Consider the following 12,317-nt stretch of genomic DNA (forward strand, 5'->3'; position numbering starts at 1 on the left):
CTGTGTATTCTGGGCATTGGGCGGTTCGCGAACCGCCCCTACAGTTAACCTATTTCCCGTTTCCTTCCTTTCCAATCCGTTTTACTTATTTCCATTCCGTTTTGAGCTAATTACCGCCGCTGCTGCCACCACAGGCGTGTACCACCATTATTAGGACCTCCTAATAACTCCAGAAGTTTATTATACTGATCCGGATTATCGCTTTGTAGCGCTGCGGGAAATGGAATGCGACGGATCATAACGTCCGTATCAATCGTACCGTTACTATTGTTCTCGTATACTTTAAACAACTTCGGATACCCCGTACGCCGCTGCTCGCTCCATGCTTCTACTCCTTCGGGGTAACAAGCAATCCATTTCTGGGTAATGATACGTTCAAGTTTTCTTTCATTTGTATCAGCCTCGTCCCACTTTGGAGTAATATCCGTCATTGCCTTCGCATCGAACCGGCTATCAAGAGCATCCTTGAAGTCTGCGGGAGTAGCCTTGCTTTCGAGATAAGCATCCGACTGGTTGCCCACGCCCCATTGCATGAAAGACGCTTTTACCCCTTCCTCATAAAACGCCCGGGCGCTTCCTGTAGTAACATATCCTTTTAGTGCAGCCTCTGCAAGCAGAAAGTACACCTCTGCCGGTGTCATAAGTATGGCATTGGTCGATTGCGTGATTGTGCTCTTAGAATGTCCGCTATAATTCCCATGAGACACATTGATTCCCTGCCGGATTCCCTTGTACGTACCTTTGATATCAAACAGATATTTCCCCTCTCCGCTACCTGTGGCCTTCTCGAAATATTTAGGTAAGCGCGGATCGTTAAAGCCGACAAGGAAAGACTCCATACTTGCATTGATATATGCCTCATTCCATGCTTTGTTGATCTCGCCTAGCGGGTTGTTATACCCACTGCCTACGGTAGATACCGAAATCAAATGCGTTTCAGGCTCAAGAAAGTCGATCTTACTGTCTATGCACTTCTGTACCATTTCGGCAGCCTTTGCACTATCCACATCCGAGATACGCATGGCCAAGCGCAAACGCAATGAATTGGCAAAGCGCAACCACTCATCGTACGTTCGGGTTGCAGTCAGAATGTCAAACTTATAATATGATTCTATACCGGGATTCTTGGCAACGAAGTCTTGTATCAGTTGAATCCCTTCCTCTAAATCTTCAAAGAAATGATCGTATGCATCTTTCAGTGATTCGGGGTCTGAACCCGTCTTTGAACCGAAGTTCGAATAAACCAGCGGACCGTATTGGTCGGCTATGCGGTGCATGGTAGCTACTTTAAGTATTTTGGTGATCCCCAGGAAAGAGGGATAGTTCTCGGTTTCGGTTAACTCCTCGGAGGTGTAAATAGCCGGCATGATGTAACCGTAGGTATTTATCCAATTGGCCGAAGTCCAACTATCATTCAGGTTATAGGTGGAGTTATGCATGAAGAAGTTGTCTTTAGCATCATGAAAGTATCCCGCAAACATATCTGCTCCCAGATTCTGCATAACCTGAAAAGGCCAGTTCAGTCCTGCTCCCCAGTTGTAATTGAAGTAGATTCCTTTTTGGACAATTAATAACTTTAGCCCATATTTATTGAAGTCGAGGTCTTGTTTGTCGTCCGGGAAACCGGTTTCATCTGTATTGTCCTTCTCAAAGGAACTTGTACAGGCAGAGGAAAGACCGATGAGGCTTCCCATTAAGAGTACGATTATAGATTTGAGTATCTTTTTCATAACACACATACACTATTAACGAGTTAGAACGTAAACTTAACGTTGAAGCCTATGCTTCTTGTTGTTGGCATACCAAAAACATCGACCCCCTGGCAACTGTTGTCTGTAGACATGGTGGTGTCCGGATCAAAAGGAGCGTCTTTATGAAAGAAGAACAGGTTGCGCCCTATTAATGACAAGTCGATGCTTTGGAATACTTTTGTTTTTTCAAGCATCGTTCTTGGGAAAGAATATGCCAGAGATAGTTCGCGTAAGCGTACGTTGGTGGCACTGTACATATAATATTCGGTGATTGTACTATTGCGTGCACCGATATGGCTGTAGAATGCGGCAATGTCTTCAAATCTTTGTCCGCCATATTCTATATATCCCTTGTCGCGTGCCTTGCCCGAGTTGGCACTAACACCTCTGTAGTCCAGTTCGGCCTGGGTTTGTGATAATACATCGCCACCTACGCGGGCATCGATCAGGAAGTATAAAGAGAATCTTTTGTATGACAATGTATTGCTCCAACCCAGTATATAATCGGGGTTGCTGTTGCCCACTTTCTCTGTATTGCCGCTACCGATGCTTAGGGGTAAACCTTTATCGTTAAGTTTAATGGTCCCGTTTTCGTCGCGGTCGAACTTCCACCCGTAGATGTCTCCCAGCGAACCACCTTCTTTCAAACGCATGGCGTAGTTCATGGAGAAGCCTTCTTCGCCGTAAACAAAGCTGCTGAGGTCGGGGTGCAGTTCAACAACCGTGTTTTTATTGCTGGAATAGTTCATGGATGTCTTCCACCGGAAGTCGTTTGTTATCACGGGAGTGGCTCCCACGGTGATTTCAACGCCCTTGTTCCTTATCTTTCCGGCATTTACCATGTAATATTTGTATAAAGCGCCGGCGGTAGATGGTAAGGTGAGCAGTTGGTTTTTCGTATCCGTTTGGTAGAAGGTAAAGTCAAAGTCTAAACGGTGGTTGAAGAACTTCAACTCGGCGCCGACTTCGAATGAAGAACTTAGCTCCGGTTTTAATTTGTCGAATGGAGCCCGGTCGTTGCTTAGTATTCCACCACCTGCTATGATCTTGTCTTGTAATCGGCTATAGAACAACGGTAAATCATTACCCACCTGCGACCATGAACTGCGGACTTTACCGAATGAGATCCAGGAGGGAAGACGTAGCGTATTGTTGATTATCCATGACAGGCCGACAGAGGGGTAGAAGAAACTGCTATGCTCCGTAAAAGCGAGTGTCGAGGACCAGTCGTTGCGGGCGGTAACATCGAGGTAAACACTTTCCCGCCAACCTAATTGTGCGGTTCCGAAGATGGATTGCAACTGGCGGCGTTCGTTAATCTTCTCATCAATATAAGCTTTCGTGTTCATCACGATGTTGGACACGGTGAATACGTTCGGGTAATACAGAGAAGCGAGCTTTGAATCCAGACGCAGGGAGTTTACCCTGGTAGAGTTGATGCTGGAACCGATTGCTCCCGACAGCGTCCAGTCATTCCACGTGTTGCTGAACATGGCCATTACATCTCCGTAAAGGAGTAGTTCCGAATGGTCGAGATTGATGTAGCGGCCGTTGGCATATCCTACTGTTGAGCCTTCGGGAATATAAATACCGGCAATTTCGGGCGCTGTGGAGGCATACATCTTTTGGGTGTATTTGTCGCTGATGTAATCTGCCGTACCACGGGCTTGAAGGGTTAGCCAGTTTGTTATTTTCAGGTTTGCACTCAGGTTGCCTATGGTGCGATAGCGTTGGTCTTTGCTGAGTATGCGATTGGTAATCCAGTATGGGTTTTGTTCAAAAGCATCAATGTCTTTATACCAATGCTGGACGTTCATATTTCTACTGTTATCGAATGTTTCGAAGTTAGTTTGGTACTCGCCCAGGTTTTCGCCTCTGGGGAAACTGTATAAGCCAACCAGTGGATTCATGTAGTATCCTCCCGGGGTGGGGCGGTTCTTTAGTGTTTGCTGCATCAGGTTTACATTTCCATCGAGTGTGAGGCGTTCGTTAAAGAACGAAGCGGTTTGACGGAAATTTATATTATGCTTGTTCAGGGAATTGCCCTCAACTATGCCCTTGCCATATGTATTGGCATAAGAGAAGTAGGTTTGAAGGGTTTCGCTTCCTTTGGTAAAGGAGAATGAATTGACGGCGGTTAGGCCGGTACGGAAGAAGTTGTCTACGTTATTGTAGTCGGTGAGATTCTTTTTTTCTCCCCAGCTTCTTTTATTGGCGTCCATTCCATAGTTGTTTTGGAATTTGGGTAACGATATGGCCTGGTCAAACGTCATGGTCGAAGAGAAGGTTGCTCTTTGTACGCCTGCTTTTCCTTTCTTGGTGGTGATCAGGACTACGCCATTGGCGGCTTGCGAACCGTATAGTGCAGCGGCCGAGGCTCCTTTCAGGATGTTGATGTATTCAATATCTTCGGGGTTAAGGTTGGAAATGCCATCGCCGCTATCGCGGTTGCCGGCATCGGCCAATCCGCCGAGAATGGTGTAGACCTGTTCGTTGGAATTGTTCAGCATGGGCACACCATCAATTACGTATAACGGTTGGTTGTTGCCGTTGATGGAGCGGCTTCCGCGGATGTTGACTTTAACTGATCCGCCAATTCCCGATGAACTGCGGTTGATGAGTACGCCGGATGTTTTTCCGGCCAATGAGTTAATCATATTGGGATCTTTGGCACGGACTAATTCGTTTCCTTCGACGAGTTGCGTGGCGTAGGTAAGTGATGCTTCTTTTCTCTCGATCCCCATTGCGGTGATTACTACGGTTTCAAGTGCGAGGGCCTCTTCTTCCAACCGGATGGTAAGCTGGGTTCTTCCATTCACGGGAACGATTTGCGACTTGTAGCCCATGTAGGATACAAGCAATGAAACGTCTCCGTCGATATCTATATTGAAATGTCCGCTTGCATTGGTAATGGTGCCGCTGCCCGATCCTTGCTGAATGATGTTGGCGCCGATAATGGGATCTCCCTTCATATCCGTAACCAGTCCTTTGACGGTAACAAAGTTTTGCTGTGTTGTGGTGTGTTCAATGCTTCTGGTGAGGACAATGTTGTTTCCTTCCGTAACGTATCCGATGTCTGTACCCCGGAAGGCTTCGTCAAGAATCTCGGATGTTGTTTTGCTGTCGGTGCTGATGTTTACTGTGCGCCTGACGTCTACATTCTTTTTGTTGTAGACAAATAAATACTCGGTCTGCGACTCGATTTGCTCAAGTAACTCACCAATCCTGACGGGCGACGCGGAAATTTTAACTCTGGCGTTTTGGGCGTATATTGGGCAAAGGCAAGCTAGGATTAAAAAGGCAATTAAATATCTTTTCATAGCCAGTAATAGTTGCTTTAATCTAGAATACTAAGGAATAATGCAGTAAAGATAGTACGAAATAACCAATTTATGTGTTTTTTAACAGGTAATTTTTATGCGGTCAATATGCAGTAGCTCAATCTCCCCCGGCCATGGGCTGAATCTCCCTCAAGCAGTGGGACAATCTCCCTCAGCCAGTGGGGCAATGTCATGCATGTAGTAGATCAATCTGATTGAGCCGGTACATCAACCGGATTTACTCAGTACACGAGGTAGATTGATCCAGTGCATGAGGTAGATTGAGCCAGTTCCTCAGGTAGACTGAGCCAGTGCCTCAGACCCACTCAGGCACTGGCTCAGCATTGCTGAGGCACTGGCTCATTTTTCCATGCGATCTACTTGCTTTCCGAACAGGTTCTCAAAAGAGAAGGAGTAAAGCCCCCCAAGACTTTACTCCTCATCTGCAATCTTTTCTCCCTCAAACTAATACGGAGAAAACACCGTTTAACATAAGCGAATTAAAAATTATTCTGTGGAACATCCCACCAAATACGCGTTCCGCCATCATTGGCACCGCCTAATAATTGTAATAACTTGTTGTACTGATCCGGATTGTCGCTTTGCAACGTAGCAGGGAAAGGCAACCTGCGAATCATGATGTCGGTATCAATCGTTCCTTTACTGTTGTTTTCGTATACTTTAAATAACTTAGGATATCCGGTGCGGCGTTGTTCTGCCCATGCTTCTGCACCTTCGGGATAGCAGGCAATCCATTTCTGGGTAATGATGCGTTCCAGTTTTCTCTCGTTGCTATCGGCTTCATCCCATTTAGGAGTGATATCGGTCATGGCATCGACGTCAAACCGCGATTCAAAAGCATCTTTGAAATCAGAAGGTATTCTTTCACTGTTTAAATAATCGTTCAGCAAACCGGCAACACCCCATTGGGAAAGCGATGCTTCGACACCTTTTTCATAGTATTCCTTAGCGTTATCTGTACTGTATCCCCTTAGAGCGGCCTCTGCGCGAAGGAAGCAAACCTCGGCCGGTGTCATAAGTATCGCATTGGTCGATTGTGATACGGTACTTTTGGAGTGATTGTTATAATTGCCATGAGCTACATTGATTCCCTGACGGATGCCTTTGTAAGTGCCTGCGATGGGGAATAGATATACTCCGTCGCCGGCACCAACAGCCGGGTCGAAATATTTTGGCAATCGTGGGTCGTTATAACCTACCAGGAACGATTCCATGCTTGCATTAATATACACCTCGCCCCAACCTTTGTTGATCTCACCCAGCGGATTGGAATATCCACTACCTACGGTAGAAACGGCGATCATGTGTGTTTCCGGTTCAAGGAACCCGATTCCGCTATCAAAACATTTCTTTACTTCTGCCGCAGCTTTTGCACTGTCAACATTGGAGATGCGCATAGCCAGGCGCAGACGGAGTGAATTGGCAAAACGCAGCCACTCATCATAGGTTCTGGTCTTCGTCAGAATGTCGAACTTATAGAATGATTCTATTCCGGCATTTGCCGCAACGAAATCTTTGACAAGTTTAATACCATCTTCCAGATCAGTGAAGAAGCTGTAATACGCATCTTTCAATGATTCAGGATCCGAACCGGTTTTAGAACCAAAGTTAGAGTAAACTACCGGACCGTATTGGTCGGCGATACGGTGCATTGTAGCCACCTTCAATATCTTGGTTATGCCAAGGAAAGAGGGGTAACCTTCTTCTTCTGTCAATTGTTCGGACCTGTAAATGGCCGGCATAATATAACCATACGTATTTACCCAGTTACTAGAAGTCCAACCTTCATTCAGATTGTAAGCCGAGTTTGCTGCAAAAAGCCCCTTGGCACAGTCGTGGAAGTAACCGGAATACATATCGGCACCCAGGTTCTGCATGATCTGAAACGGCCAGTTTACGCCAGACCCCCAGTTGTAATTGAAATAAATACCTTTTTGTATAATCTGGGTGTTCACACCATATTTATTGAAATCATACTCCTGCTTATCTTCAGGGAATCCGGTCTTATCGGTATTGTAATCTTCGAATTTATCAGTACAAGCCGAGAAACTAATAAGACCTCCTATTAGGAATGTTGCTATATATTTGATTTTATTTTTCATAATAGTATCGTTGTTTAAGTTAGAAAGTGAATTTAACATTGAAACCTATGCTTCTTGTAGTTGGCATACCGAACACATCAACACCCTGACAGCTATTGTCGGTCGACATGGTTGCATCCGGATCAAATGGAGCGTCTTTATAGAAGAAGAACAAGTTGCGTCCAATCAATGACAGGTCAATGCCCTGGAATACTTTCGTTTTCTCTAGTATTCTTCTTGGGAAGGAATAACCCAGCGATACTTCACGCAAACGAACATTGGTTGCGTCATACATATAATACTCGGTCACAGTACTGTTACGTGAACCTACATGCTGGTAGAATGCTTTAACGTCTTTAAATGTCTGTCCGCCAATCTCAACAGACTCCCTGTTACGGGCATTACCGGTATTGGCGCTTACACCCCTGAAGTCAAGTTCGGCCTGTGTCTGTGACAATACATCGCCACCCATGCGTGCATCTATAAGGAAATACAGTGAGAATCCTTTGTAAGTGAAAGTGTTGCTCCAACCCAACATACAGTCAGGATTGCTGTTGCCCACCTTTTCGGTATTACCACTACCGATAGTTGCCGGTAAACCTTTATCATCTAGCTTGATCTTGCCGCTTTCGTCACGATCGAACTTCCATCCGTAGATGTCACCAAAAGAACCGCCTTCTTCCAAACGCATAGCGTAGTTCATTGAGAACCCTTCGTCACCATAAATGAAGCTATTCAGTTCGGGATGAAGTTTAACGATCTCATTCTTATTGGTCGAGAAATTGATTCCGGTTTTCCAACGGAAGTTTTCTGTCATTACCGGAGTTGCTCCTACTGTAACTTCGAAACCTTTATTTTCAATCTTACCTGCATTTACCATATAGAATTTGTAAAGGGCACCTGCAGAAGAAGGTAAGGTTAACAACTGATTCTTGGTACTTGTTTTATAGAACGTAAAGTCAAGATCCAAACGCGAATTGAAGAATCTCCATTCTGTACCCACTTCAAAAGAAGAGCTTAATTCAGGTTTCAATTCATCGAAAGGAGCACGGTCATTACTTTGAATAGCACCACCTGCTACAATCCTGTCTTGTAGTCTGCTGTAGAATAAAGGAAGGTCGTTACCTACTTGTGACCATGATCCACGCACCTTACCAAATGAAATCCATGAAGGCAAAGAAACCGTATTATTCAATACCCATGAAAGACCTATCGACGGATAGAAGAAACTGCTGTTATTGGTATAAGCCAACGTTGACGACCAGTCGTTACGTGCTGTTACATCCAAATAGACACTCTCTTTCCAACCTAACTGGGCTGTACCGAATAAAGATTGCATTTCACGTCTTTCATCTATGCTCTCGTCAGTATGTGCATTCGTATTCATTACAATATTAGATACTGTAAATACGTTGGGATAATACAACGATGCGATTTTAGAATCGAGGCGTAGAGAATTCACCCTTGTATTATTGATACTTGCACCTACGGCACCAGTCAATGCCCAATCGTTCCATGTTTTATTGAACATGGCCATCACATCACCATAAATCAATAGTTCCGAATGGTCAAGATTAATGTAGCGGCCGTTTGCATATCCTACATTCGATCCTTCGGGGGTATAAGTACCGGCAATTTCAGGAGCTGTTGATGCATACATCTTCTGTGTGTATTTATCGCTGACATAATCGGCCGTACCACGTGCTTGAATGCTTAACCAATTGTTGATCTTTAAGTTTGCACTTAAACTGGCAATCGTGCGATAGCGTTTGTCGTTACTGAGAATACGGTTAGTGATCCAATAGGGGTTCTGCTCGAATCCGGAGATACGTGTATACCAGTTCTGGACAGGCATATTCCGGGCGTCATCATGAACTTCAAAGTCTGTTTTGTACTTGCCAAGATCTTCACCTCTTGGGAAACCGTACAAACCTACCAACGGGTTCATATAATAACCACCCGTTGTCGGACGGTTCTTTACCGTTTGTTGCATTAAGTTCACATTGCCATCCAGTGTTAACTTGTCGTTAAAGAAACTAGCCGTTTGACGGAAATTAACGTTATGCTTGGTCAAAGAATTGCCTTCTGTAATTCCCTTGCCGTATGTATTAGCATACGAGAAATAAGTTTGGAGCGATTCACTGCCTTTAGTGAATGAGAAAGAGTTGATGGTTGTTACACCTGTGCGGAAGAAATTATCCACATTATCATAATCTTTGAGCGCTGCTTTTGATCCCCAGCTTGTTTTATCATCGTCCATTCCATAACTATTCTGGAACTTAGGCAATAGCATGGCCTGGTCGAAGGTGGTATTTGAAGAGAAGGTCGCTCTTTGCAAGCCGGCTTTACCTTTTTTGGTCGTGATCAGAATTACACCATTCGCAGCTTGTGAACCATAAAGTGCTGCTGCCGAGGCGCCTTTCAGGATGCTCATGCTTTCGATATCATCCGGGTTAAGATTGGAAATACCATCACCACCATCGCGGTTTCCGGCATCGGCTGTACCACCCATGATTGTAGACGCCTGTTCGTTTGAGTTATTAAGCATAGGCACACCATCAATTACGTATAGTGGTTGGTTGTTTCCGCTGATTGAACGGCTACCACGGATGTTAACTTTAGCAGAACCGCCCAAACCCGATGAGCTCCGGTTGATCTGTACGCCGGCAGTTTTACCAGCCAACGAGTTGATCATGTTGGGATCTTTGGCACGAACCAGTTCATCGCCACCTACCTGTTGGGTAGAATACGTAAGAGAAGCCTCTTTTTTCTTGATACCCATTGCAGTAATCACCACAGTCTCAAGAGTTAGTGCTTCTTCATCTAAGCGAATCGTAAAATCAGTCTTTCCGTCTACAGAAATGGTTTGAGGTTGGTATCCGATATATGAAACCACCAATTCTCCATTACTTTCGACTTCCAGTGTGAAAAAACCATCAAAATTAGTGATTGTACCGTTGGTTGTCCCCTTCTCGATAATATTTGCTCCGATGATAGGTTCACCTTTGGTATCGGTAACTACTCCTTTGATAGACACCTTGTTCTGTTCAATGGAAAGAGCATCTTGTGAGTAATTGTTGGCAGAATAAACCTGGAATGAAACCAGTAAAAGAAAGGTTAAAGTGATCTTTAAAGTCAGTGGTATTTGCTTAAAAGCAAAACTTTTTGGGCAAAATAGTCCCTGCAAAGAAATTTTTCTCATATCTTTGTAATGTGTTAAGTTAATAAATTGATTAAGGTCGATTTGTGACTGTTTAGAATCGGGAAGTATGGGGGTACTTTCCGATTCCTTTTTGGGGGGATTGATTTCTTATTTCATCATATTTTTTATTCTGTTTTAAAGGGTTAGTACTATATCTAAGGCTTTTATGTATGTTTATCTAATGACTATTGAATCTTTGTTCTCATTTATGGTATAAGAGAAAATGTGGTCTTTCTGAATTACTTTAAGAATATGTTCTATACCATCATTTTCTTTAAACTTACCGGTACATTGGTAGTCGAGTATATTCGGCCTTTCTACCGTAATGTTCACGCTGTAATATTTTTCCAGTTTATCCAGAAGACACTTAAATGGTGTATCATCAAAACAATATAATCCCTCTTTCCATCTAAGAAACTCGTACGAGTGAAGGTACTTCTTCTGGTAGTTGCCGCCATTGGCTGCAAAAAACTGGTCTTTTGTTAATCTGGTAATCATCTTATCATCCTCACGGTTGTATATATCGACTATACCTTCTACCAATGTAGTTTCAAATTCGTTGCTTCCCTGATAGGCCGACACATTAAAACTGGTTCCTACTACCTTTATCTTATTATGTTCGGTATTCACAAAGAAAGGCATCTTAGAATTCTTTACTACTTCAAAATAAGCCTCTCCATCTAATTCCACGTTTCTGCTGTCTTTTCCAAAGTTGGCTGCATAGGTCAGTGTTGACCTGGCATTCAGCCATACTTTGGTTCCGTCTGCCAGTACAATCTCTGCACGTTGTCCGGCAGGGACAGTAATCGCTTGAATTTGCGATGATTGGCTGTACTTATACTCATTAAATAAAAGACCGCAACTTAAAATAATCAGCACCGAAGCTGCTACACGAAAACTCCACTTTGCCATATATAGTATACGGCCATTCTTTGTTACCTTTGTTTGTTGTTTCTCATTCGAGAAAAGCGATATATCATATAACATACGCTCTTTCTGGAATACCTTTCTATTTTCCTCAGAAGCTTCTACCCATTCGAGAATGAGTTCTTCTTCTTTCTGGGATACAATACCTTTGAAATACTTGTGCAAAATAATTTGATTCATCGGGTTACCCTTCTCTAATCTAAGTTAATGGTTTCTCTCTCTCTGTACGAACAATCTTTTTTCCCTATCTGTATATATAACAGGTAACTTGGCTGCTACCCTAACGGAAAACCAAACTTTTTTAAAAAAAGATGGAAAAAAGATAATCTTTCAGTTCCTCGCGTAGTTTTTTCAGCGCTTTAGTCATGTGAAACTCTACGCTTTTAACTGAAATACCTAGTTGCTCGGCTATTTTTTTGTTGGACGCATTGTGATACCGGCTGAGTATAAAAATACGCCGACTTTGTGCAGGTAAATGACTTAATGCCTTGTTGACAAGCTGTTGTATCTCTGAGTCGAAGATAGATTCAGGGTCACAGGCTTCAAGAGTAGAAATGCGTAGTTCCAGTTCGCGCTGCTTGTGGCTGTTGATGCTTTCTTCTGCCCGCAAGCGCACTTGCTCGTGAGCCAGATAGTTGAGTGCTTTGTTTTTTATAATGGTTAATAACAAACCATGCAGATTGGCACTTTCTCCCCATCTTTCCCGGTTTTCCCATAAAGCTATCATGGACTCCATAAGTAAATCTTCTGCATCTGCTCTATTTCTGATATAGGAGTATGCAAATGACAGGAACTTCTCTTTGTTATTTTCAAAGAACTCGGAGAAGATGGTCATAGTATGTTGTTCACGTATTTCTGCCATTTAAAACAAAGGTTTTCTATGACAAAGGAACGTATCCTTTTTGGATTATACAAGGGGATTATAACATATTTTCTATTCCCTTTCACTCGTTTTAAATGAAAAAGCCCAACTAGTGGCTAGTTGGGCTTAAAGTGGAAAAACAATAATTTTTCC

Annotated in this window: 6 protein-coding genes; all 6 read right to left on the reverse strand. The window is 43.5% G+C overall.

Features of this window, described 5'->3' with window-relative positions; translation table 11 throughout:
• Positions 1-110: 110 nt before the first annotated feature.
• On the reverse strand, positions 111-1,730 hold the full coding sequence (locus tag D0T87_RS09345) for a SusD/RagB family nutrient-binding outer membrane lipoprotein (RefSeq protein ID WP_163174862.1): 1,620 nt from the start codon (positions 1,728-1,730) through the stop codon (positions 111-113).
• Between the two features lie 23 nt (positions 1,731-1,753).
• Positions 1,754-5,071: a SusC/RagA family TonB-linked outer membrane protein gene (locus D0T87_RS09350; RefSeq protein ID WP_163174863.1), complete on the reverse strand. Its 3,318-nt coding sequence runs from the start codon at positions 5,069-5,071 to the stop codon at positions 1,754-1,756.
• A gap of 500 nt (positions 5,072-5,571) precedes the next feature.
• Positions 5,572-7,194, reverse strand: coding sequence for a SusD/RagB family nutrient-binding outer membrane lipoprotein (locus D0T87_RS09355; RefSeq protein ID WP_163174864.1), 1,623 nt, complete (start codon positions 7,192-7,194; stop codon positions 5,572-5,574).
• Positions 7,195-7,213: 19 nt separating this feature from the next.
• A complete protein-coding gene (locus D0T87_RS09360) occupies positions 7,214-10,375 on the reverse strand; it encodes a TonB-dependent receptor (RefSeq protein WP_163174865.1) in 3,162 nt (1,053 codons plus the stop codon).
• A gap of 174 nt (positions 10,376-10,549) precedes the next feature.
• The gene (locus D0T87_RS09365) at positions 10,550-11,482 is read right to left on the reverse strand and encodes a FecR family protein (RefSeq protein ID WP_163174866.1); all 933 of its coding nucleotides are present in this window, start codon (positions 11,480-11,482) and stop codon (positions 10,550-10,552) included.
• A 121-nt stretch (positions 11,483-11,603) separates the two neighbouring features.
• Positions 11,604-12,137: an RNA polymerase sigma-70 factor gene (locus D0T87_RS09370; protein ID WP_163174899.1), complete on the reverse strand. Its 534-nt coding sequence runs from the start codon at positions 12,135-12,137 to the stop codon at positions 11,604-11,606.
• Positions 12,138-12,317: the final 180 nt, after the last annotated feature.

It is taken from the genome of Bacteroides sp. 51, from assembly GCF_010500965.1.
In the GTDB taxonomy this organism is placed as follows: domain Bacteria; phylum Bacteroidota; class Bacteroidia; order Bacteroidales; family Bacteroidaceae; genus Bacteroides.

Coding starts and splice junctions, on each gene's coding strand:
- D0T87_RS09345 (WP_163174862.1), bottom strand. CDS start 1,730: ATGAAAAAGATACTCAAATCTATAATCGTACTCTTAATGGGAAGCCTC.
- D0T87_RS09365 (WP_163174866.1), bottom strand. CDS start 11,482: ATGAATCAAATTATTTTGCACAAGTATTTCAAAGGTATTGTATCCCAG.
- D0T87_RS09360 (WP_163174865.1), bottom strand. CDS start 10,375: ATGAGAAAAATTTCTTTGCAGGGACTATTTTGCCCAAAAAGTTTTGCT.
- D0T87_RS09355 (WP_163174864.1), bottom strand. CDS start 7,194: ATGAAAAATAAAATCAAATATATAGCAACATTCCTAATAGGAGGTCTT.
- D0T87_RS09350 (WP_163174863.1), bottom strand. CDS start 5,071: ATGAAAAGATATTTAATTGCCTTTTTAATCCTAGCTTGCCTTTGCCCA.
- D0T87_RS09370 (WP_163174899.1), bottom strand. CDS start 12,137: ATGACCATCTTCTCCGAGTTCTTTGAAAATAACAAAGAGAAGTTCCTG.